Raw genomic sequence first — 25,862 nt, forward strand, 5'->3', positions numbered from 1 at the left:
AATCCATAGTTCCGCATTAGGCAAATGATCAGGTTCTTCGTATTTAATCGCTTTTAAAAATCGATTGAAATCTGGTTGCTTTTGCATTTTTTTTAAATTTAATTTTTTCTTGGTGTCTTTGAGTCTGGTGGTTAAGTTTTTTATTGTTTTCCTCTCACAAAGACACAGAGGCACAAAGCCTCCCAGCTCCAAAAACTTATATTTTTCTTCTTTGAGCCTTCGAGTCTTGGTGGCAAAAAAAATCACATAATCGGATATTCCCGATGAGCAATAGCAGTATCAAAAACCGTCACAATTTTTTCCGGCGGAATTGTCGCTTGAATATTGTGCACGGGGTTGAAAACAAATCCGCCGCCGGGAGCGAAAATTTTTATTCTTTCAATCACTTGCTCGCGAATCTCATCGAGGCTCCCTTCCGGCAAAGTGTGTTGTGTATCAACGCCGCCGCCCCAGAATGTGAGTTTGTCGCCAAATTCCTTTTTCAGCCGTTCCGGCTCCATGTTGCGCGCTGAAGTTTGCACCGGATTCAAAATTTCAACACCGGCATCGATTAAGTCAGGAATGAGCTCGTAAATAGAACCGCAACTGTGCAAAAACACATACAAATCAGAATTCTTTTTCACGTATTGATAGATTTTTTTGTGATGTGGTTTGATCATTTCCCGATACATATCCGGCGAAATTTGAGGCGAACTCTGCGTGCCAAGATCATCTCCCATCTGGATGATCTGAATGTAATCGCCCACAGCCTGAAGATAGCCCTCTAAATTTTTCAGATGAACCTCGGTCATTTTCGCCATCAAATCTTCTGCAAAACTGCGATTGACGACCAGATCCATCATGAATTTTGCCCAGCCGCGCAAAGCCTGACCCAATTCCAGAATATTTCCGCCAAAGCCGCCCATGATGGCAAATTCCGTTTCATGATATAATTTCTTTGCTTTTTCCTCTAACAGGCGGAAATCCTCATCCGTGAAATAATGCCATTTGTAATTTTCAATATCAGCGCTGGTTTCCGCATTTTCCAGCGGCGGATTGCAAGACTCAAAATAGAGACACCCTTCAGGCATGCGCGCTGCGATTCTGTCGCCATCCATCAAAACCCATTCGTCATTCACGCGCTTCGGATAAAAAATTTCGTGAACTTTCCCCGGCGAGCCATCCGGCAAAGTCCAATCTTTCCATTCGGGTCCCGGATTGCCCAGCGTATTGGATAAATCAATCACATCCACCTGAAAACGCTGCAAAATTTCCGGTTCCGGCTCTGCCAATTGTTGTCCGATATCGTAAACAATCGTGTTTCCGCCTTCAACGCCGAGATATTTTTTCAATTTATTGTAAGCAATCGCCATGATTCCTGTCGAACGCATGGCTCCCAAATCAATAGGAACTTTATCCGGCTCTTCATGTCGCAAAGTGCATAATACTCGCTCTCGTGATGTCATTTCATTTCCTCCTGATCCTAGCACATTTGCGAAAATTCAAATTTCGCGCAATGAAATTGGTAAAATAGTTTAATAAAAGGCTAACGCCTGAAATCCCAAATGTTTTTTGGATTTAATCCGTCAGGATTTTAAAATCGCGTTTATTGCGAATATTCAAAGATACTCTTTAAAAAGTTGACGCCTGAAATCCGATCTGATCACTGATTTTAGCCCTCAGGCATAATTTGTCCTTTTCTTTTTCGACCTATTGCCAAACTCAAATATTCACAAAAAACTTATCACCAGCACCAACCCATAATTGATGCTCCACACTCCATTTCCAGTTACTCTCATCGAGAGAAATTTCAATTTTTTTCAATTTCCTCTCTTTCAGCATTTGCGTTGTCTCATCCCATGATTTAATTCCGCTGATGGCATCCAGCTCATGCAAATTTTGGTAGCCGGTGCAATTGGCGTAATTCAGCGCATCCTCTACATCTCTGCCCTGGACGATGGCTGCCAGGAATCCCGCAATGGCAGAATCACCGGAACCAGTTGCACTGGCAATTTTTTCAATGCGAAAAGCCGGGCTCCATAACTCGCGATTTGACCAGTTTTCAGCATTTTTCGGCACGCCGTTTTTTGCACGAATTTTTCGGCTGTAAAAATAAATTCCTTTGTGCGCAGCTTTAAGTGCCACCATTTGTGCACCCAGATCAAGGCATTTTTGCGCTAATCGCTGATAATCATTCACATCGATGAAATCGACCACATCGCGATTCCCCGCTGCTTTTTTTATCTGAAAATACTTTTCGCGATCAAGCATGTAAAAAATCTCTTCAATGCTCGGAATGAACAAATCCACATACGGCAATACTCGCTCCAGAATCTTTGGCCATGGCGCTTTGCCGCTGGCACTATCCGGATCTGGCAAAGCCATGTCAATCGAAGTGAAAGCTCCTTCGCCGTTGGCAATTCGAATAATTTTCTCTAATTCGCTGCCCTCATCCCGATAACATTTCGCCATAATTGGCGGATAGCCAAAATGAAACATTTTTGACTGGCGAATAATTTCCACATCCAGATCATTGTGATCAAAATGATCATTTGCGCCGGGGTGATGTAAAAAGATTCTGTCAATTCCCGACGGCGCAATAGCGATGGTATAAGATGTGCGTTCTCCCTGAATTTTGGAAATCCCGGAAGTGAAGCCCTGAGTCTCCAGCAATTTTTCGACTATCTCGCCAAAGTGGTCATCTCCGATTCTCGCCATAAATGCTACTTTCAAGCCCAATTTTGCCAGTGCAATTCCGGTATTGGAAACAGGCCCCCCGGTGCTGATCGTTGCTTTATCCACGATGACCAATTTTCCCGGCTTGAAAATATCGGTTATCTCTTTCAATCCCGTGTGTGGAATCTTCGGAATAATGTCCAGACAAATGTGTCCGGCAACCGTGATGTCAAAATTCTTTCCCATAGCAATCCTGATTTTGGTTTCGAATGATGTGTTTCGATCTTTCTCATAACTCACACAAAGCCTCAAAAACACAAAGATTTCTTTGTGTCACCGTGTCTTTGTGTGAGGATAACAAAAAAGTATGCCCGACATTGCTAATCCGCTCACAATCTACCTCCAGATTAACTGCATCCAGCTTTTTGAACCCACCAACACCGAAATTGTTGCGGATAATTTTTCATCTTTCGGAAGTGCTGTCAGAGCGGCGGCCAGTTTTTTCTTTTTGCTCTGGTTCAATTCCATTATTTTCAAATCTGCTTCACTTTCCGTCAAATTCACCAACTCCACCGACACATTAATTTTTTCCAGCGGAGAAATTTGAATGGCAGCGGTCCCTGTTTGCCCGATTTTCAATTTTCGTTTCATCCGCTTATCCACAGGAAGCTGGCTCACGTAAAGCGAACAATTTTCAAAATTAAACACGCCGCCGGGAATTGAATTGGCTGAAATAAACGGCAATTCATCGGAGATAAGGATGAATTCTCCCTCGATTTTGCTCCTGACTTCGTATTGACTCAGATACGGATATTTCTTGTCCTCAAGTTGCCCACGCATCTTTTGTAATTGTGAAACCAGCGAACCATTTCCCGTCCCCTCTGCCAAAGCAGTTTGTTCATCAAGTTTCACAATAATTTTTTTATCGGCGATAAAAACCGGATCGTCTGTCACAATGAGCAGCGCTGTTTCCGGTGCAACAACTTTTCCGGTATCAGCAGCTATTTTCAGAACGTACCAAGGCTTATCCGATTGAATCAAATCCGTTGAGATTGCCAATTCCCCCTTCAGACCGACAAACTCATCTTCTGCCTTGACGCGCGACAAAATAATCAAACCGGCGATGAATAAAATCACAAATCCATAACCGATTATTTCAATGTAAGTTACATACTTCGCTAATAATTTTTTTACCCAGAACTTCATGTATTTTCTCCGCTGATTTTCGAGCCAACTACTCTGCTACTTGTTTCCGATAAAGCGAGGCAAATAATCCGTCTTTTTCAAGCAATTCCTCAAAAGCGCCTTGTTCCACCAGTTCGCCATTTTCGATCACAAAGATTTTATCGCACTGACGAACAGACAGCAATTTGTGCGTGATCATCACAATGGTCTTTTCCTGTCCTGCCTCAAAAATTGTCTCTTCAATTCTACGGGCGGTTTCTGAATCCAGAGAGCTTGTCGCCTCATCCAGAATTAAAATATTGGGCTGGCGAATTAAAGCCCGGGCGATGGCGATTCGCTGGCGCTGTCCGCCGGAAAGTTTTGTTCCCTCACCCAAATCCGTGTCATAGCCATTGGGCAAACGTAAAATATCTTCGTGCACCGCTGCTAATTTAGCCGCCAGATACACTTCTTCCTCGCCGCTGTCAGGTTTTCCGTAACGAATATTTTCCCGAACAGTTCCGCTGAAAAGGAAATCTTCCTGTAAAATAATGCCGATATTTTGGTAATAATTATTCAATTTTACATCCCGCAAATTCACTTTATCGAGCAGGATTTCGCCACTATCCGGATCGTAAAATCGCATCAGCAAATTCACCAGTGAGGTTTTCCCGGAACCTGAAGCTCCAACAATACCGATGCGCTGACCGCGGGGTATTTCCAAAGTGACGTTCTTCAAAATCGGTTTCTCTGGTTCATAACTAAATTTCACTCGATTCACTTTGTAGGGACCGGAAAATTTTGGTAGCGAAAGAGCATCGGATTTTTCGCGAATATCCGGTTCCACGCCAACAGTCTCCATCAAACGCCGCGCCGGAATGAGTTGCAGACGAATGCCTTCGACGACGCGCACGTATTGATTGATGGGGCTGAAAAATTGATCCAGCAGCAAAAAAAGCGCGACCACTGCACCGGTGGTTTGTTTTTCAACAACGAGCATGTAAAGAATCGCGCCCACGATGAAGGCATAGCGAAAAAAGAGAATGAAATTATCAGTCGCCAATTTCATGAAAAAATTCTGCCATTCCACACGCAACATACGAATGTAAAGCCGAATATTTTTCAGCACCTCGTATTTGCCTTTGCCAAACGCTTTTACGGTCTTAATTCCGGCGAACCACTCCTGCAAACCAGCGAGAAAATTTTGACTTTTCTCACGATAGCGCAAATCAATGCGACGCTGAATATTGTAAAAAAGATGAATGATCGCGATATAAGGCACACAGAAAACAATCAACGCCATGCCTACTTTAAAATTTATGCCGTAAGTCACAGTGAATAAAATCAACAGCAAGCGAAACGTCACGCGAATGATCAAATCCAGCGATTGCGTGATCATTGACAAAACAGTATCCACATCGTTTCCCATGAAAGGCTGGGTCTCTCCCTTGGCGGAGCCGGTGGTTTCGAAAAGCAATCCCAGTATCGCCAAATTGGCAAATCCCGGGTCAAAAGTGGTGCCCACGCGGTACATGTGCTCGCCAACCGGTCTTTTCTGAAAAAACGAAAGCGGCAATGTCAGCACATGTTTGAAGACATCCATTCCCATGCGAATGCCCAATTTCATGGAGACAACGTATTTGTTCAATTCAAGCAAATAGTTACAACTCAGAAAAAGTACGATCTGCGTGATCAACACAATGAGCAATATTTTGAACATGTACCAATCGTGCTGTCCCAAAACCTGATCGATAAATTTTTTCGTCACCAAGGGCAGGACGACTGTATTGATGTCCAGCACTGTCAAAACAATCGCCAACAACACAACTAACAAAACTTTATCCCAGATTGGCTTCAGATATCTGATGAAATAAAGAAAAAGTTGCCAGTCAGATTTCGGACTCTGAGTCGTTTTCATCCTGCCTGCTTTTCCCTGTTGTCCGTTTGCTGTAAGTACAAATTGCAATACATTCCTCTATTTTGCAGCAAAGTTTTATGAGTCCCCTGTTCAATAATTTTTCCTTTGTCCAAAACCACAATTTGGTCGGCGTCGCGCACCAGCGAAATTCGATGAGAAATCATTACTATCGAAATATCGGGGAATGACTTTTTCAGCGTGTCAATAATTGCATTTTCTGTGGTTACATCCAGCGATGTAGTAGCCTCATCCAAAATCAGTAGTTTTGGTTTTTTCACCAGAGCACGCGCGATAGCAATACGTTGTTTTTGGCCTCCGGAAAGACGCGTTCCCTCAGCCGCATCCATGTTGTAATCTCCGGGCATCTGCATGATATCATTGTGAATGCCGGCAGCCTTTGCGGCGTCGATGACCTCCCCGTCGCTCGCTTTGGGATTGCCGTAGCGAATATTGTCCCGAATCGTGCCGCCAAAAAGAAACGTGTCCTGCAAAATCACGCCGGTCTGGCTGAAAAACGAATCAATGTCAATTTCAGAAATCTTCTCGCCATCAATTTTAATATCTCCTCTCTCCGGCTGGTACAATCGGAGCATCAAGTTGGCGATGGTGCTTTTCCCTGCGCCGCTGGGGCCTACAATAGCTAACTTTTTCCCGGGTTCAAGTTTAAAATGAATGTCCTGCAAAATCGGGAAACCTTTTTCGTAGGAAAAATGAACATCCTCAAATTTGAGTTCTCCCTGCAAAGGCAAAAGTTTTTTCCCGTTTTTCGGAAAAACAATTTCCGGTTTTACATCCAACGTTTCAAAAAGTCGCTGGGCAGGAACAAGAAACAGACGAAATCTCTGCACAAAACTGAACGTCAAATCTAAAAAATAGAGCATCTGCCGGGAAAAATAGATCACGGCGAACCAGCTCACGATGGGCATTTTGCCTTTCAAGCCAAAATAAGCAAACAGCGGCAGCGACAGCGGCCAGAGAATGTGCACCGGCGAAGTGCGCACAAAATCCGCGACCAGCGTCTGCAATAAATAGGCGGATTGGGTTGATTTGTAGAATCGCTTCATGGCGGCAAAATATCGCCGCTCGGTAAATTTCAGCCTTCCGAATGCTTTCACCACACGAATCCCGGCGATACTCTCGCGCAGCGCTGCCGTCAATTGCTGGGCGCGGGCGCGTTTCACGTAATCCAGCTTTCGTACAATGCCGTAAAGATAATGTACAATGGCATAAACAGGAATCAAAATCAGCGCCAGGTAAAATAAAATTTCGACCCCGGCAATGGAAATCAAGTAAGCCATTAAAATCGTCTGATAAATGCTGGAAATAAACATCGGCAGACCAGTCATGGGGTTGTTGAACAATGGAATCATGGCGTCGATGTCGGCGTTGGCGCGATAGAGATGTTCGCCCACAGGACGGGACTGATAAAATCCCAGCGATAATTTTTCCATGTGCCGATACAACAATTGGCGAAATCGAAAGGACAGCTTCAAACCGACGTACCAGTTCAAAGTATTCAACAAACTCTCAAAAATAACGAACCGAAAAAGAAAAGCGGGCAGCAGCAAAAGTAAGCAAAAAACGACATAATCTTTAGTCTTACCCATGCCGACGAATTCAGGCATTTTCGACAGGAACAAATAGGGCAGCGTATGAATTGTCCCCTGAATCATCTGCAAAATAATGATCAGCAGGTATTTATCCCAATAAGGTTTGACATATTTTATCAAGCGCCAGGCTAATTTTAACTGACTCTGTTGCTGAAAGTGAATCTCTTTGCTCAATTTGGCCTCGGCTTTTTTCTTTCCCGAGAAACCAGGTTTTTAGAAAAAATCTGGTTTCTAAATTGCTACTTAGTCAGATTGCGTTTTTACATCCCCCCTTGCCCCCCTTCAAAGGGGGGAATCCAGTAAGTCCCCCTCAAAGCGGAAACACAGTAAATCGCCTTTCAAAGCGAAAACCCAATAAGTCCCCCTTTGAAGGGGGATTTAGGGGGATGTTCGAACGAATAAAACCACAAACAATTATCTAAATTCTTAATTTTTCCAGCAATACGAATTATACCAATTTCTTTTCTTATTCCAACTCAACTTCAATCAATCTCGGAAAATATTCCTCGAATTCAACACAGGTGAGATAGATAATTTTCCCGTTTTTTCTTTTGTATTCCGGATGCTCTTTTCCGGCGTACACCAGAGGCCCTCCGTAAACGAGCGGATTGCGCAGCGGAACTTTTGGCGTCCGGAGCGTGACCGGCGCGCTCCAGGGACCCCAGGGCGTCGGAGATGTTCGCCCCACAACGAGACCTGTGATGTCCAGAGAATGCACTGCCAGATAGCATCCAAGATATTCGTTAAAAGAAACCGACATTTCTGTGGGCATTCCCTCCATTATTGAGATAGCTTTTGACCGATCCGGACTCCAGCGAGGCTCCTGAGAAACGAGATATTCATAGTACGAAGGATACGCCAGGCTATCAGGCCTGACCCGCGCCAGCGCACACAAATGTTTTCCGTTTTGCAAATAGGAGCCGTACAAATAGACATAATTTTCTTTCTCATCAATTAAAACCGCCACGCCATAGCTCGGTTCGTCTTTTTGCCACAGAATTGTAGATCCGTTTTCTTTGATGCGCTGAAACTCCAGATGAGGATAATTTGCCACAGCCAGTCCGCTTCCTGCAACATCAAATTTATAAGGCCATACTCCTTCTTTTAAAATTTTTACGCGAATGTAGTACCAATACACTTTTCCCCGCCAAAAACATCCGTGCATGCCCCAGATACGATATTTCTCGTGATCTTCATCCGGTTCCAAAGGAATCAATTGCCGAATTTGACCCGACTTGTCTGTCAAATAGTGAAAATCTTTCAGTCCGTTCGAGGCATCTCTGTCTCGACAAATCAGACCAGAATTATTGGGCATCTGTTCGATAACGCGGCCGCCGATCTCATTGAAATGGCCGATAAAAGTATCGCCGAAAAGCCAGAGTGACTCGTTCGGCTTGATGGGAATGGAATAAGCGCCATCCTGGCCTATCATTTTGAGATCATTTTCAGCAAATAAAATTCCCAGATCGCGGCTATTTTTAACTTTTAATTTTTTCATAATGCGTAATCAGATGTAGTCCACTTTGGAAGTGGACTACATCTTAATAAATCTCCAATTCCACAGTTACAATTTTTTTATGCGCTACTTTTAGAGCAAGCGAACCATCAGGATCTAATTTTAATTCTTCCTGTCGTTCCTCATTCAAATTGGTCAGCCACGCCGCGCGAATAGCTCTGGCAAATTGCAATTTGCCAGAAATTTCCTTCATCGTCGGATTAAATAACCGAACGATTACAGTATTTCTGGTCTCACATTTTTTAACGGCGCTCAAAATTAGTTCTTCCGGTTCCAATTTCAAAAATTGATTTGACGCAGGAAGCTCCCCAGGCGTAGCGCCGCATTGCACTATTTTTAATGGTGTGAAAAATCGGTAAGTGTACTCAAACACTTTTCCCTGTTCCCAATTTCCCTCATGAGGATACAAGGCATAATAGCACGTATGTTTTCCCAGACACTGGGAACCAATCTGTTCGCGGCGCTCCACGCGTTCCGGCGGAAGGCCGACTTTGGGATAACGCAATCCTTTGACAAGAGTTAAAATCATTGTTCTGTTTTCATCATCTCGAACCTCGTACTCGGTCAAGCCATGACTGATCACAGCAAGTCCGCCGCGTTCGTCAGACATGTCAAAAAACGAAAGATGCGGCTGGGTTCCTGTCCACGGTTCCACCCAATCGCGCGTGTCAGGAATTTCGATGTCACGAGTCACAACATCGAAAGCGGTTTCCACGTCCACGGTTTTCGATTTCACGCCACTGGGGAAACAAACACGCAAGCGATGATCCTGCGCCTGATTATCAAAAGTAGTCTCAATATCCAAACGCGGGGAATTTTTGTGCAGCGTGATGAGCGAGGTAATCGGAAGCGGCACCAGCTCGTCCGATCGTTTCCGTTTATCGTCGGTCAAACATTTCGGCACCTGCATCTCGATTTCCACTTTCATCGTCGTTTGCAATTCTCCGTCCTCGGCAATGGTGATGCGCGCCTGACAGCCCAGAGAAGTGTAAATCGGGTTCACAAGCGGTGAAATTCTTGTCCAGGGATCGCCTGCTTCCGCATCTTCAATGAAATAATGGCAATTTTCAAAAACTCTTCCCGTTTTTTTGTCGGTCAAATCAAATGTACCATTAGCGTGAAATTCCACGCGCAGAAGCTCATTTTCCATAACTGAATGTGCTTTTATCTGGCTGCCGAAATTCACCAGTTCGCCGACTTTTTTGCGCGCAATAAAAGTACGGTAGCCACAAGCCGGAATATTTTTTGCCTCAAAGGCAAATCTGAAACGCTGGGTGTAAAAAGGAGAAGGAATGTCATACGGATTCATCACATTGGCGCCCCACTTCCTTCGATCCTGTAATTGAAACGGCACGAGTTCGCCGGTTTCGGCATCAATAAGTTCCATGGATTTTGTTTCCGGCTGGTCAGGAAAGTCAATCTCCACTTCTACGATTTCGTCACGCTCATAGTTCAGCGGATTAAACGCCACAATTGCCACATCCTCATCAGAATAGTTGCCCAGATCAATTTTGCGAACAATTTGCCCAAACGCGTCATTGGTCACAGTCTCACCGATTTGTTTCACCTGATCCCAGCGAAAAAGCATGTCTTTGTGCACCTGATCCATGCTCACACCGGTGATGCTGTCGTGGGGGTGATTTGTCAATAAATATTTCCACGCTAATTCCAGATAGCGTTCAGGGTATTCTTTTCCCAGCAGAAACGCAAAAGTGGAAAACGGCTCCGCCCATTTTTCCAGCAAAGTCTGCATACGCGCATTGATTTGCTTTTGATACAGACGAGTGGACGCCTGATCTTTCAAAAAACGGTTGAACCAATTGTCTTTGCTAGGCCTACGGCGTTCACCTTTGAGCACTTTTAATTTTGACCGATCTACTGCTTTTTTGATTTTCTCCACAACTTCGGGAAAAGAACTGTGAATGTAAACATCGCCCGTATTTTTGCTATTGCAATACTCGATCACTTTGATCGTGTTCGGATGCGGGAAAACCGAATCCATGCCGTCCATGGCAATCAAGAATGGCGTGGTGGCATCTTTGGACAGATCGTCCCTGATATTTTTCATCCCCTGATCCAGCAAATCCGTGTTAAAATTGTTCAACGAATCCGGTTCCAGCAGCCGATAATCCTGATCCCCGGCATCTATATCGCAGCGACGGAAAGGAAGCCGGTTCAAGTGCCATTTGTAATAACCGTCGTAATTGGAATCTTTGAACATGGTGGCGCGAAACAGATGCAGCCAATAAGATGCCCGGCTGAATTCAGCGCTCAAACGAAGACCCAAAATTTGTGTGCCGTCCGGCGCTTCCAGAATATATTCGGTGTCGCACTCTTCCCTGACAATTCCCCGATAAAACATCATGCCGTCGATGCCGAATCCGGCGTAAATCTGGGCAATTTGCGACAACTGGCCGTAGGACGTGGGCGTATAGCCTATTTTCATTACTCCCCCGAATTCACTGGCAATTTTATGCCCGCGCATTAAATTTCGCACGATGGCTTCGCCGCTGACCGTATTCATTTCCGGCAGCGTGTACCAGGGTCCAACCAACAACCTGCCTTCGGAAATATATTTTTTCAATTTATCCCTGTTTTCCGGTCGAATTTCCAGATAATCTTCAAGCGGAATGGTCTGAGAATCCAGATGATAATGCTTGTATTCCGGATATTTCTCGAATAATTCCAGCAACCAATCCATCAATTCAACCAGATGCGTCCGCGTTTCCTGAGCCGGATAACGCCATTCCCTGTCCCAATGGGTGTTGGAAATTACATGAAACTCAAAATGCTTCGGCATAGATTCTCCTGCTCTGATTTTGTAAATACCTTCCTTGCCCGTGAATCACAATGTAAATAAAAATATGAATGACTAATTGAAATATTTTGTACCAAGAATTAATAAAAATGATAAAAGCCTTACGGCTTAATTCCGTAGTTGGAATGGAGTTAAGGCGTCAGCCTTTTAAAACCAACAAATTAGCGTTTTATACAAAATTTTATTTAACTATTTGTATTGCAAATTAAAATTTGAAGAACGCAGGACACACAGCCGGTGTCCTGCGTTCTTTTTAAAAAAATTATTTCAACAACAAGAGCTTTTTCGTTGCCACAAAATCACCGGATTCGAGACGATAGTAGTAAATTCCTGACTGCAAATTCGAAGCATCAAAAACGATCTGATGGTTGCCGGCAGAAACTTTCCCATTAACGAGTGTGGCAACCTCTTTTCCCAGCAAGTCGTAAACCGACAATTTCACCTGATTCGTTGCCGGAATTTCAAACGAAATCGTGGTTGTCGGATTGAACGGATTCGGGAAATTCTGTGCCAATTCATAACGACGAGGCAGGGCTCTTTCCGCAGCAACGCCGGTTCCGCCGGAAACCGTGATTGGATTTTCCAGACTGACGGAATAGTATTTGGGATCGGTAAAATCAAGCGCCGCATTGGAGACAAAATAGCCAATATTGAAAGCGCCATTGCTATTGCCGACCGTCATCACAACTTCCACGTCCACGTAGCCGGTGTCCAGACTTGATGCGAAAGGAGTATTTGCCTGAAAAACAACCCAACCCATGTCATCGCCACTGGGGTAGCGCGCTTCCAAACTGTCCGTCCAGTAATCGACTTGTCCGCCCGGATCGGCATCAATGCTGTCCGGGGGCAGGAAACTGGCGCTGTCCGGACCGAAATCGCCGGAGTAATAGACGCTGTTCACAGTCCAGTCGTTGGGAACGAGGAAAGCGATAATTCCGTGATGGGCGTTCGCATCTGTGTCTTCGGTGCGGACTTCCAGCGTCGCAGTGATTTGATCGCCGGCATTGGCTGTGTCCGGCTGATCAACGCTCAAAATTGTGAAACAACTGCTCAAAATTGCCAGAGCAAACACAAAAAGCAAGTAGCCGACTAATTTTTTGCGGTTAAGGTTCATAACTAACCTCCTTGAATTGAGTTACACCACTTTTTAAATGAATTAATTTGTGACAACCTGATTTTTTTATTTATCACCTCCTTAAAAAAAGATTTTTAACCACTAATATGAATGACCAGTTGAAAATTTTTAAGTAAAATAGCAATGAAAAACAATAAAAGCCTTACGGCTTAATTCCGAAATTGGATTGGAGTTAAGGCGTCAGCCTTTTAAAAACAATAGATTAGCATCTTATGTTCAATTTTAACTGGTCATTCGCATCACTAATACTCCACGTCGCCAAGATTTTTTGAAAAAATTTTTTCCTCGTGTTTTCGTGGTTGGAAGAAATTTAAAATCCAAAAGTTGCGGTAATTCTATTCACACCGCCCATGATTTCGCCATATTCGCTGAAAGAATAATCCAATTGACCGGCGACACCCAAAATTTTCTGCTTAATTCCGGCGCCGAACGAATAATTTCCCAGATCAGCGCCCATGCGATAACCGCCGCGAAAATAGATCAAATTCATCAATCCCCATTCGAGACCAAAATTTACGCGCTCATTGTTGTCGGTCGGATGGAGTAAGTCTACCGCCAGCGTTAACTGACTAAAATCGGAATGAAAAATATCGTCCGCTACTCCGACTTTGAAAATCAGCGGCATACGAAATTTATCGCGCAGAAAGCGAATGTCCGGTCCAAAATGCTGAGCGCTCACCGCCAGGGTCAAATGGCGAAATCCCGTAAAATAAATCGCGCCGATATCGACCAGTACATTTTGAAAAGAATCCTGATCCAGTTGTTCTCTCACATAGCGAATTTGTCCTCCCATTGCCAATTTATTTGTAAATCTCCGCGCCACAGCAAGACCAATGGCGATGTCGTTCGCGCTCACCATTCTTCCGGTGCCGTCTTGCATAGTCACTGTCGTTTCCTCGAAATCAGGAATACCCATGTAAATTGCGCTGATGCCCACGGTGATTCTGTTTTTCAGGTTGTACACGGCAGCAAACGCGTTGATGTCAATATCCAGCAGCCAGGTCGCGTGAGAAAAAGTAGCTTCCGCATGGTCGATGTGGGCGATTCCTGCCGGATTCCAAAAAATAGAATTTGCGCCTTTGGAAACGCCGAGCGCGGCCTCGCCCATGGCAGACTCCCGGGCGCCAATACCGATTTTCAAAAATTGCAAACCTGCCGTGCCCGCTTTGTTGAAATCAAAGCCGTAGTTGAATTCAGTTTGCGCCATCAAAGGCAAAGCAATAATCAGCATTAAAATTAGCAAAATTTTTATTTTCATAACCAAACTCCCGAATGAATTTTCGGATTAAATTTTTGTCCAATTTTATTTGATCAAAAGAAGCGTTCCTTTGGCATTTCCGACGTCGGATTCCACCGTGTACAGGTAAATTCCTGCCGCTGTCTTCTGTCGGGAATCGCTGAGTTGATCCCAGACTTCTTCGCCAGAGCCCGGATTATTGTGCTCCAGTGTGCGCACCAGATCGCCGCTGACGGTGTAAATTCGAATCGTACACACCGCGGGCAAATTCGTGAAAACAATGGAATTTTCTTCCCCGGCAGTAGGCAGACCGGAAACCAGACGGAACGGATTGGGAAAAACACTGACGTTCAGCGTATTTTCCGCCGGAGTTCTCGCCGTCACCAATGCCTGCGCATTGATGTTCGTCATGCCGCTTTCGTGTCCGCTGGAATCAATTGAAGTTACAGCGTAAAAATACCCTACGCCAACCTGTACGGTATTATCTTTGTATTTCCATTTGTTGAGGTCGCGATCAAAAAATCGGCTGATGTCCGTACTTCGCGCTACTTTGATGTCTTTCAATTTTTTGAAAGGCCCGATATAGGAACGATCGCTGCGATAAACGCGATATATTTTTAAACCGTTGCGCCCGGTTTGCGGATTAATCCAGTTCTCCACTTCTTTATCCCAGGTGATGACAATTTCTTGCGACGATGGCAGGACGAAAAATTCCAATTCCGGCGCTGGCGGTGCCAAGGCATCGGGCACGTAATTTTGGTCATACAATTTTTTCGCCCGATCGTAGGTGTTTTTCAATGAATCCAGCCCGGCAGGCAATTCCGGCTGCGCCGCCAGACCTTTGACGGCCTCGGACATGGGAAGTCCATTCACCGCTTCCACGATGACAATTTTCACCGAATCATTGGGAGCCAAATCGTAAGGGCCCAATCCTTCCAACATGAACGGCGACAAAACTTCTCCGGGAACTAATTGATCCATTAGCGAACGATCCGAACCGTTGAGAATGGCGTACATATTTGATTCGCTCTGGTTGGCAAGAGAGAGACGCTGCACATTATTCAAAACCTGCGCGTAAAAGACTGTCGCCGGTTGTTCGCTTCCGTCTTTGGCTGGATCTGCGTAAAGAGGAGCAAACCCGGCGTAGCCCGTAGTGCGCAACTCATCTCTTTTGTCCCAATAATTTCCCCAGCTCCAGGTTGTTTCAAAACTGGGCTGGTAATCGTAAGCGTAAAGCAGTTTCCGCGGCTCATCGTAGCCGACAATTTCATCGTCCACGTTGCTGTTATCGCCCCAAAATCCCTGAACCATGACATCCTGATAACTGGGACGAATCAAATAAGGAAAGCCGAAATAGACATCCGTCAGAACATCCGCAGTAGTATTTTTGCAATAATATTCAAAAATGATAAAATCGGCGTACGCGGGATAGCTCCAGGCGCGACTCACTCGGCGCACTTCAATCCCTCTGCTGGTGATCCAATGAGCTGTGATTATTTCCTCTGCTTCATTGGGATTAAAATTTTCCGAACCGTTGAAATTTTCCGTTTCGACCATGTCGAAAAATGTTCCCTGATCCACATAAGTGAATGGTCCCATTTCATCGAGGAAAACTGATCCGTCGGGATTTTTGCCGCCGACCCAGAAACCGCCGCCCTGCGAGTAAGAGCGCTGTTCGTTTTTGCTGGGCAGAACCGCGGGACCGCCAGGCCAGTCCATTGACGGATAAAATTGAAAATCAGAAAATCTGCCGCCGATCTGACCGTTGTCTTTCACGGTATCCCACAATCTGCCGCGATCGTGGATTTTGAATAAAGGCTCACGATACTGACTGATTGCTTGAGAGAGCAAAATCACTGAAAAAATTGCTGTCATAAAAATTACATTTTTTATTTTCATAACGAACTCCAATTTTTTATTGAAAATCGTAACGGATACCAAAGAAAACACTGCGCGGCGGAAAATAAATCATGTAACTGATATTGTAGCCATCCGCGTCAATGAAGGTCGGCTCGCCTGTTTTGACAAATTTTTCCATGGCGCCACCGTCGTACGGATACGGGTGTCCCCAGGTTTTCACCGTCTTGGTGTTGAATAAATTTGTGGCTTTCACGTAAAAAGTAAAAGTGTGCGCACCCAATGTCACATATTTGTTGAATTTCAAATCCCAGGTCTGCCGCGCCGGAAAACGATGATTATCAACCAAGTCCGGCGGATCGTCCGGTTCAAGAAATGTGAACGCCTGTCCGCTGACGTAGCGGTAGAGCAAGTTGCAATCGGAATTGCCGAAAATTTTTGAAATCACCGGAAAATTCCAGTCTTGGGGATATTGCATGAAAAAATTCACCCGCAAGATATGCGGTCGGCTGAAACTGTTCTCTGTGGGCAACCGATCCGTTGTTTCCACGTACCAATTGTAGGTAATTGTGCCATCTTCGTTAATATGCACCTGTCGCGGCGTGGCAGTTCCGCGCATGCTTTTGGAAAAAGAATAATTCAAATTTACCACAAAATCATTGCTGAACAAAGTCTTCAGCGAAACCTCAACGCCGCGGGCGTCGCCGTAATCTCCGCCAAAATAACTGGAAAATGGCAAATTCGAAACCCTGCCAAACGGATCGATGCCGTAAACGCTTTTGTCCAAAAAACCGTATTGTTCGGTTTGATCGTAAACATCTTTGTAATAGCCGGTCACATTCACCACAGCCAAATTTTCAAAGTGATGCTTGATGCCCATCTCAAATTGAATCGTTTTTTCCGGCTTCAGCGGGTCAATGGTCATGGCAATCACGCGCTCGGGATCCGTGCTGTCCGGCCCCGGGGTAGGGTTATTTTTAATGAAAGGAACGGGTCTGAAATAGACCAGTTGGTACTGATAATTAATCGGCGGCATCTGGTAAAAATGGCCGTAGCTGAAGTGGAAAACTGAATTGTCCGTAATGGGAAAAGAAATTCCCAATCTCGGATTTACGGACACAAATGGTTTTACGCGTTTCCTGGGCTTCGCCAGTACATTTTCAAAGCTCCACTTTTTGTGGCCCAGCGTATCGATTCCATCCAGATCAGGGTCGGCATTTTTGTTGTATTCCGGATCCAGCGACGGATTCCACTGAAAGCTGTCCAGTGTGTACCAGTCGCGATCGCCATCGAAATAATCCAGACGAACGCCCATATTGAGAATCATGCTCTCGAATTCCATTTTGTCCTGCACGTAAACGCCTAATTGCAGCGGATGAAAAGTTTCATTCAAACCGCGCACCCGCCAATCTTTGAGAGCATCGCTGAAAGCAGCCAAAACCCAGTTATCCTCTTTGTAAGTGTGATAATGGGTCTCAAAACCGCCTTTGAATAAATTATTGTGATTAATCTGCCAACTAAACGCTCCGGTCAGGGAGAGATCATTAATCAGATTGTCGCTTTTGGGACTGAACAGATGTGCCAAAAACGGCTCATCCTCAAAACCGTCGTAGTAATGCCAGCCCCAGACGTCCGGTTTTTTCGACTCGCCCAAAACGCGATAGTGGCTGGGGTTTTCCACAGAACGAAACGTGTAAGAGCTCAGCTTTAACTCGTAATACATTTCCGGTTTCAAAATATGCGTCAGTCCGAGACGCTCCTGATAAGTGTAGTTGTCAAGCGTTGTGCCGTAACCGCGGTAATATTTTGCCTTCAACGGAAAAAATTGCTGGTCATTAGTGGCGTGAGCGTCGTGGCTGAACATGGCGCCGTAACGGACGTTGATATTTGAAGATGGCACATATTTTCCGCTTAAGTTAGCCGATTGCAATTTGCGGAAAGCCCGCGGTCGGGGCAACTCGTAAGGCATTTCCTTGTATTGGCCCGTGAGGAAAAATGTCATCTTTTTGATTTCACCGCCGATCAGCGGCAGGAATCTTCCGGGCACAGGCCCCCCGAAAGAAAAGCGAAAATCCTTGTCAGAATATTTGCGGTAGTCGTAAACCTGCATCCTGCGCTCCGGCGTCCACCACGCCGGGTCGAGATATTTTTCCCCGGTCACACTATCCACCAAAGTGTGGCGTTGGAATTCAATGTTTTTCATCGGATCGTAGAGATAATCGCCAAAATGACGCTGATGAGCCGGACCGTACTGATAGTCCACAGAAAAAGTGTACTTTTCACTGCCGTCTCGGGTGATGATATTGACAATTCCCGACTGCGCATCGCCATATTCGGCGTTGAATCCGCCGGTGATCACCTGAATTTCTTTGACAGCCTCGCGATTCACCTGAGTGAACGAACCGCCGGCATCAGCTTTTCCCTCGTACATGGTAGCCGCTTTAGCGCCGTCAATGTACCAGACCACCTGATCCTGATCTCCGCCGCGGACAGAATACCTCCGCTCGCCCTTTCCCAGTCTGCCTTCAACCGGAACGAGGTCGAAAAATACGCCGGTCTGTAGATTAACTTCTTCGGAGACGTCGGTGGCGACGGATTTTTTCATCTCATCGATTCCCACGACTTCGATGCTGGTCGTCAGATCTTTTTGAATCACCGGTCTTTCCGCGACGACAGTCACCGATGCTCCCAAATCCACAACTTGTGCGCTCAATCTCACGTTAATTTTTGTTGTTTGGTCCGCACGAACGGTGACATTTTTCACATCGGTCGTGCGGTAGCCCATCATCGTAATCCGCAGCGTATAATTTCCCGGCGGCACCGACAGGATTGTGTAAACGCCGTCCATATCGGAGGCAGCACCCATTGTGGCGCCCAGTATCAGAACATTGGCGCCGGGCAGAGGTTCGCCGCTTTTGTCATCGACAATTTTACCGGATATTTTTCCGGTGATGCCGGCGAACAGAAAATGTGACGTTAGCATCAGAAAAGCTGCCAGAAACAACCAGATTTTTTTTCTCTCTCCGGGCATAAAAATTCCTCCTCTGACTATGTCAGTTTAAAAATTGTATTTTTATCGAGAAAAAAATGATGTACCAGCATGGCTTCGGGCAAACCGCCATGCAGAATGTGACTCGCATAACTGAGCTCGTGCCCCTGCGTGTCGGCAAAAGGGACTGCCACACACAAACCAATTCCCGCAGTACGAATGGCAATTGTCCCGGACTCACTGTCTTCAAATCCAATCACATTATCGTAGTCTCTTTTGTCGATTCCCAGACGATGCAGCGCCAGACTGTACAAATCCCGGTGCGGCTTCAGTCGAATTTCGCTGGAATCGGAGGCAGTAATTACTTCATCAAAAACAGCGGCGTAACTTTCGAATTTTTCCGAAATCATTTCTTTATTGGCATCACTCACAGGCCAGCGCTGCACTTCATTTTTCATCACTTTAAAAACCTGACTCAAAACAATATCCGCTTCGTAAAAAATCGATGATGTCACGACTGCTACCTTGACCGGATTTCGCTGAAAATATTTTCCGATCGCGCTCAGCACGGCAGGTAATCTTTTCACATCAACTTCACGAACATCCACAAGTTGATTTTTTGCCAGACTTTCCGCGAGCCCAGCAAGGAATTGCGCCAATTCTTCTCCCAGCCAGCCCTTGATTGCCGCAAGAAAAATTCCCACTCCCGGCATTGGTTCAATGAAACTTTTGTGACCGGCTGGAATGAGCGCTGTCAAATTCTCCGTGTCATTTTTTTCTATTTTGAACAAAATTTCATGGTATCGCTGATAATAAACTTCAATCGCCGCTCTGACCTGATCAGTGAAAGATCTGATGGCAATTTCTTCCGCCCGTTTTTGAAAATTTTTCTCCAATTCTTTTGGGAAAAATATTTTCGGCGATTTTTTTGCGTCTTCAAACCATTGTTTAATGCGCTGGTCAAAAATCAAATCGCCCAAACCAAAATAGCGCAGACTCGCCAGCGCTTCCCGTTTGCGTCCCTCGTCTCTGCCAAAAGCCAGCGTTAGCAGACTGGAGCGCAAATAAGCGGATCGAAAAAAATACGAATCCTGCTTTTTATTGTAAGCGCGAATGAGATATTCCACGTGTTTCGTGGTACTGTTTCCGATGATGTGGGGGTAATCTTTTTCGCGATCCAGGCCTTTCCATTCTTCCCGACGCATTTGCCCCGTGAAACAGCGTACCATGTGCTCCAAAGAATGCAGACAAAGCGGTTCTGTCGTGGTAGTTGTTCCGTCCATGTCCTGCACCACGGCGACGATCTTTTTTCTCGGTTCAGTTATTTTCAGCGCTAACGGACAAATATCGAAATCCGCGAAAATGTAATTTGGGTTTTCAATTGCGACAAATTCTTCGCCAAGTTGAGAAATGAATTCACTTGCTTGAATATTAGTTAATATTTTGTCGTTTTTATTTCTCATTTTGGTCGCCTAAAACAATCTGGAATTAATCCGTCAGGATTTTATTTTATTCTATAAAATAATAATTCGTTTTAGATATTTTAAAGTGCTTGTTGTAATCCTTTCTTACAAATTGTAAAAGGCTGACGCCTTAACTCCTTAAATCTCTGCAAAATTTTAGTTGCTAAAAATAATGATTCTTACTTTTCCTAGCAATCCAGAGTCAACAACCTTCCCCCATTTTTCACCAAAGAGATATTTTTGCCGCACCAGCATGTAATGGTTAGCCGGCGTATTGGTCACACGAATTTCCAGTTCATTTTTCCCGGCGCGCACAAAAGGCGTTAAATCAAATTCGTAGGGTTGCCAGCAGCGAACTCCGGCTAATTTTCCGTTCACGCGCACTTCGGCGACCTCGCGAACTTTTTCAATTCTCAAAATAAAAGCGCTTTTCTTTTTAAAATATTCATCAGGCAACTCAAATTCAGAACGATAAATTCCTGTGCCGGAAAAATTGGGATGCGCCGGCGCTGAATTCTGCGGCGCTGTCCAACTGCCAATAGTACGAATTTCTTCGGGAAAAGAATTGTCTGCCGGGGCGAATTTCCAATTTCTGCTCAATGCAATTTCCCGTTTTTCCCTGGGGAGAGGTGTCACTATCATTTGACCCGATTCTTTTTTCACCACAAACAATTTGGAGCCGTAAGGCGCAAATTTCACAGAAATATTTGTCCGGCTTTTCTCACTTTCGGCGTGCTGCGACACCTGTCTAACTCCGGTCTCGGGGTCCCAGACTTCAACAGTTCCCGTAACGGTTAGTGAAATTGTCCCCTGCCAAGGAACGCTGTCATTGTTGGAAATGAAAAAAATTTCCGCATCATCCAGACTTCCGTGCAGGGCTTCAATCGCCGAATTTCGGGGAAAAATTTCCACGTCAAGCGGAACAGTGCGTTTGATTGTTTGCAGCAGCGAATCCGTGTCTGAAAAATAGTTTGGGATAATATTTTCAGTTGAAATTTTTCGCAGACGTTCCGCGGGAGAAAATTTATCGCCCTTCAGCAAAAAACGAACAGTTTTCCCGAACCAGAGAACTGTTCCGCCCTTTTCTTCAAATTGCTTTATTTTCTCAAATGCCTCCCGGGTTACTACTTCAGCAAATGGCATGAGCAAAACGTCAAATTCCAAATTTTCCGCGCCGGTGCTGATGTGTAATTTTGTATTTCCGTTTTTGGCGGATATTTTTGTCTTGCGCGCCAAAATGTCATCATTGACAAAAAGAAAATCGATTTGATGTTGCAGGAGGAAATTTCCCAGTGCGGTGAAATTTTTGTCGAGAGAATCTGCTGCCGCTTCCTCGTCGACGGACAAAACAGCGCGAAGCGACAAATTCGGACGATACAAAGCGATTTTTGGCTTGATCTTCACTTTTGTCAAAATAGTGCTCAATCTTTCCAGATAATCGGTGAAAAAATTCATGTATTTCCACTGGGTATTCTGATAAAATAGAGAAGGCGGTATTTCCATGCGCCAGTTGTCATTGAATGTGGTAAAATAAAATGAGCTCAATTGAAAACGATTAACTCCGCGAGCGAACAACCAATCAGCGACTGCTTTCATTTTTGCCAGCGACAAATCCCAGCCGTAAACGCCAAACACTTCGCAATAGATTTCATTTTCCCCAAGCAAGTGCGCCGCAGACGACGCCAGTTTTGGCGTCAAATTTGTCCTGTCCCAATTGTACACTTCGTCGCAGCCGGGGATGTCAGAATATCTCATCACCTGAAAATAGTCGCCTTGCAGCAGCGCGTCGTATTTCATGGTCTCTTCATGCACAGGCTGGATGTTCAATTTGATGTCATGGTTAGCGCACCATTTTTGCAGCGGCTCCAGATAAGATTTACTGAATAGTTGCCCCAGAAAATCATAAAAATCCACCCGCACCGGAATAGTTTCCTCGCCGATATTTTCCCAGAGTGCCGGCAAATAGCGACGCAAGTCGTACTTTTTTATTTTTTTGAATTCCTCAAACAATTTTGGCGTGAACGGAACTGCTCCCGGATTGATCAAATAAGGCCGCAGATCGCAGTAAAGCCCGGGCTCGTCCGTGATAATCGCTGCGATCGGATCGCCGAAATATTCAGGCATCAGGCGATAATATTTCTCGTGAGTCAATTCAATGAATTTCTGAACGGTCGCCGGATTCAGCAAATCAACGTAGCCGGTTTCCTGGAACGTCGGATGAAATTGGCACTGCTGCTCGTAAAAAATTTCCACTTTCCAGTCGCCTGCCGGAACCTGCCATTTGAATCTATTGCCATTTTTTTCAATGTTCCATTCCCGCCAACTAATGATTTTTGTTTTTCCACTCTTCTTCTGGCAAATAATCACAGTTACGGTTTTCTCCGGTAGGTCAAGGGAAATACTTTTGGGGCCTGAAACTTCGTGAATTTCTCTCCCCAGACACCGTGCGTGCAATTCAGGATTTTCCCGCAAGACTTCTCCGCCGGCATAGCCGCTGGGCCAGAGAATTTCATCGTACAGCCAGATTTTCAAGCCTAACTCCTTTGCCACATCGCAGGCAAATTTCACCCGCTCGAACCAGAGGTCAGACAAATACTTTATCGCCAGTCCTTCCCACGCCATAATTACGGCGCCGGACACTGTGCCGCTTTTTTTCATTTGAGTTAGTTGCCAGCGAATCGAATCCGGATTCATTTCGCCATTCCAGAACCAGTAGGCAATGGGCAGATATTTTTCATCGGGTTGTTGAAATTGCTGATAAACTTCGTCGGCAGACTCTTTCGATTTTGTGCCGCAACCTGACAACACAATTATCAATAAAAAAAGTATTGTCGGGATTGCAAACGAAAATTGTGGGATCAATTTTTTCATCGCAACAGCAACATTTTTTGTGAATAGATTTTCCGGTGAATTTTTAATTGGCACAGATAAATTCCGGAGCTCATATTTTTTCCTTGAAAATCCTTGCCATTCCAACGCAGAAAATATTTTCCTGGCGCTTTGAAGCTATCGTACATTAGAGAATTTACCTTTTCGCCAAGTAAATTAAAAATTTCCACGGAAACGACTCCGCCATCTCGAAGCGAGAAAAAAATTGTGGTTCCGCCATTGAACGGATTGGGAAAATTGTGCAACATGTCAAATTCTTCCGGGATTGACACCCCTTTTTGCACATCGACAGGCGTCCCCTCGTCGAATAATTTTAGCCAAATAAAACGAGGCCTGTAAATATCAGCGCGATGCATCAAATCATAGAGGCTGAAAGTGTTGACATTATAGCTAATCAGCATTACATTTTCCGACGAAAGATGAGGGTGAGCCTTGGCGTTGTAAACAAAAATATCGGGATCAGTTCCCGGTTCCGGGCAATCGTAAACAGACAGCGCCGCCTGAAACGGTCCTACCGGCGATTCTCCAAATTTGACTTTCACTTTTCCGCCCGCTTCAAAAACCAGCAAAAATCTCCCGTCTTTCAGAGGGCTGACGCTGAATTCCTGAGAAATGCCATTGGTAATCACAGCGCAATCGGCGATATTGTTCGACCAACCCGTTCCGTTCCAAAATTCCCATTGAGAAAAATCTGCAAAATTTTCCGGCAGTACGCGCGAAGCGACAAGTCCTTTGTTTCCGAATGAATTACGGGGACCGTACACGTAAATGTAGCCATCAGGATTCGGATTCCCGGAAAAATCTGTCATCGGCATGACTGCCTGCCCCAGAACAAACTGCATTCCTGCCGCCTGGTTCTGATAGAACAGCGGCGCGTCGACGTGACGATAATTGATGATTTGATCCGCTGAATCCAATTCAAAAGAAATCAGCGTTGTGCCTACAATGCGGAAATAATTATTTTCGTAATCCAGCCGCAAACCAAAAACGTAAATTTTATCATTCAAAGAAATTCCGTCCATGGGCCAGATCCAATCGCCGGGCTTCGAGTTCGGCGTGTCCGCTTCAAACATGGCTGCGGGGATGGTCTGACTGGTGGTTTTCCAATAAAAACTGAGGCTCTCGGGAATTGCTTCTTTGCCCCGCAACAATGCCACTGTATTTCTGATCATTTTTGCATTCACTCGCTGATCATTTTCGCCCACTTCGCCGATAAAAGTGTCGCCAAAAACAAAAATTGTCTTTTCATTTTTATCAGGAGAAGGGTAATCGTAACCGGAAATCGGGATCGAATACACGGCATCGCTGCCAGTCCAACCGTTTTTTCGATGAAACAATTCGCTCCATTCCGGCGCTGGTTCGGCACGCAGCGCTTCTGTTGTGTCGCAGATATCGGGAATGCCAATCGGGTGCGGATACGAAAAAGGCGACCAACCGGTGCAAATCAAATCGCGCGTGGCTTTTGTCGCCAGATATGCCAGCGAAAAACATCCCTCGCGCTCTCCGACCTGCCAGTGAGTATCGATTTCCACGCTCGGATTATTAGTGTACGTGTAGCCGGTGTCTGAAATCAAAGCGATCCAGTTCATTCCATCGCCAAATTCCGCCGCCGGATAGCACGCTTCGGCCGAGTCGGACCATTCCGGAGAATAAAACATCTCGCCGCTGCCAACGCGGCCGGCGTACTCGCCGGACAAAAACTGCCAGTCATCGGGAACGAGAACACAGAGCACGCCTTTGTGGGGATTTGTCGTTTCATCAATATTGTCGGAAATGGTCACTTTTATTTCTATGACCTCTCCGGGCGCTGCGTGAGCCGGCTGCTCGATGCGATCGAATTTGCATCGAACGAAAAAAGAAACGATCACCAACGACAGCGCGAAGATTAACTTATTCTGTTTTATTTTCATCCGAACTCCGGGAACGATTGACAAAAATAGATTTTCAAACTCGAAGCAGTCTTTTAACGACATCCACGGCGGTGACGAAATCCTCTGCGTAACCGTCCGCGCCAATCAAATCAGCGAAATGCTGCGTAATCGGCGCCCCGCCAATCACGATTTTCACTTTATTTTTCAAATCAGTCGCATGAATTGTATCCACAGTAATTTTCATCATGTGCATGGTGGTCGTCAGCAGCGCGGAAATTCCGATCAAATGCGCCGATTGCTCGCGCGCCGCATGAACAAATTTCTCCGGCGACACGTCAACGCCGAGATCGATGAGCTGAAAGCCTGCGCCTTCAAGCATCATGCTTACGAGATTTTTGCCGATGTCGTGCAGGTCGCCTTTGACGGTTCCCACAATGATTTTTTTATTGTTTCTGGAATTTGTATTTGCAAGATAAGGCCGAAGGACGTCAGCGCCGGCATGCATGGAAGAAGCGGCAACAAGGACTTCAGGAATGTAAATTTCGTTATTTTTGAACAAAACGCTGATTCGATCCATTCCCGAAATTAAACCGTTGTGTAAAATGTCCAGTGGCGGGACATTTGCCTCAAGCGCCATTCGGATCAATTTCTCTACCTCGGCGCTGTAGCCGCGACAAAGATTGTCAGCGATTTCTGTAAAAAAGTCCATGTTTGAAATACCGGCATTGGTTTTTCATTCT

At 45.2% G+C, this 25,862-nt stretch carries 15 protein-coding genes; all 15 read right to left on the reverse strand.

The window, feature by feature from the left end; all coding sequences use genetic code 11:
- Positions 1–242: 242 nt before the first annotated feature.
- Positions 243–1,445: a methyltransferase gene (locus GXO74_14335; protein ID NOZ62837.1), complete on the reverse strand. Its 1,203-nt coding sequence runs from the start codon at positions 1,443–1,445 to the stop codon at positions 243–245.
- A gap of 256 nt (positions 1,446–1,701) precedes the next feature.
- Positions 1,702–2,901, reverse strand: a complete 1,200-nt coding sequence (locus GXO74_14340; protein ID NOZ62838.1) for a carbohydrate kinase family protein — start codon at positions 2,899–2,901, stop codon at positions 1,702–1,704.
- A gap of 150 nt (positions 2,902–3,051) precedes the next feature.
- Positions 3,052–3,861: a hypothetical protein gene (locus GXO74_14345; GenBank protein NOZ62839.1), complete on the reverse strand. Its 810-nt coding sequence runs from the start codon at positions 3,859–3,861 to the stop codon at positions 3,052–3,054.
- A gap of 28 nt (positions 3,862–3,889) precedes the next feature.
- A complete protein-coding gene (locus GXO74_14350) occupies positions 3,890–5,737 on the reverse strand; it encodes an ABC transporter ATP-binding protein (GenBank protein NOZ62840.1) in 1,848 nt (615 codons plus the stop codon).
- Positions 5,734–7,521, reverse strand: coding sequence for an ABC transporter ATP-binding protein (locus GXO74_14355; protein ID NOZ62841.1), 1,788 nt, complete (start codon positions 7,519–7,521; stop codon positions 5,734–5,736). Before GXO74_14355 ends, GXO74_14350 begins: the two co-directional genes overlap by 4 nt.
- 292 nt (positions 7,522–7,813) lie before the next feature.
- On the reverse strand, positions 7,814–8,845 hold the full coding sequence (locus tag GXO74_14360; GenBank protein NOZ62842.1) for a DUF4185 domain-containing protein: 1,032 nt from the start codon (positions 8,843–8,845) through the stop codon (positions 7,814–7,816).
- A 43-nt stretch (positions 8,846–8,888) separates the two neighbouring features.
- Positions 8,889–11,663, reverse strand: coding sequence for a hypothetical protein (locus GXO74_14365; GenBank protein ID NOZ62843.1), 2,775 nt, complete (start codon positions 11,661–11,663; stop codon positions 8,889–8,891).
- 280 nt (positions 11,664–11,943) lie between these two features.
- Positions 11,944–12,795: a DUF4961 domain-containing protein gene (locus tag GXO74_14370; protein ID NOZ62844.1), complete on the reverse strand. Its 852-nt coding sequence runs from the start codon at positions 12,793–12,795 to the stop codon at positions 11,944–11,946.
- A gap of 331 nt (positions 12,796–13,126) precedes the next feature.
- The gene (locus GXO74_14375) at positions 13,127–14,074 is read right to left on the reverse strand and encodes a PorV/PorQ family protein (protein ID NOZ62845.1); all 948 of its coding nucleotides are present in this window, start codon (positions 14,072–14,074) and stop codon (positions 13,127–13,129) included.
- Between the two features lie 45 nt (positions 14,075–14,119).
- A complete protein-coding gene (locus GXO74_14380) occupies positions 14,120–15,952 on the reverse strand; it encodes a hypothetical protein (GenBank protein NOZ62846.1) in 1,833 nt (610 codons plus the stop codon).
- 16 nt (positions 15,953–15,968) lie between these two features.
- Entirely contained in the window at positions 15,969–18,941 is a 2,973-nt protein-coding gene (locus GXO74_14385) for a TonB-dependent receptor (GenBank protein NOZ62847.1), read from the reverse strand.
- A 17-nt stretch (positions 18,942–18,958) separates the two neighbouring features.
- Entirely contained in the window at positions 18,959–20,362 is a 1,404-nt protein-coding gene (locus GXO74_14390; GenBank protein ID NOZ62848.1) for an HAD family phosphatase, read from the reverse strand.
- Between the two features lie 156 nt (positions 20,363–20,518).
- Positions 20,519–23,287 carry a hypothetical protein gene (locus GXO74_14395; protein NOZ62849.1) on the reverse strand — a complete coding sequence of 923 codons (2,769 nt, stop codon included), beginning with the start codon at positions 23,285–23,287 and terminating at the stop codon, positions 20,519–20,521.
- A complete protein-coding gene (locus GXO74_14400; GenBank protein ID NOZ62850.1) occupies positions 23,230–25,161 on the reverse strand; it encodes a DUF4185 domain-containing protein in 1,932 nt (643 codons plus the stop codon). The genes GXO74_14395 and GXO74_14400 overlap by 58 nt, the downstream gene beginning before the upstream one ends.
- A gap of 34 nt (positions 25,162–25,195) precedes the next feature.
- Positions 25,196–25,831, reverse strand: a complete 636-nt coding sequence (locus GXO74_14405) for a cobalamin-binding protein (GenBank protein NOZ62851.1) — start codon at positions 25,829–25,831, stop codon at positions 25,196–25,198.
- Positions 25,832–25,862: the final 31 nt, after the last annotated feature.

This window comes from Calditrichota bacterium (assembly GCA_013152715.1).
GTDB lineage: Bacteria > Zhuqueibacterota > Zhuqueibacteria > Thermofontimicrobiales > Thermofontimicrobiaceae > 4484-87.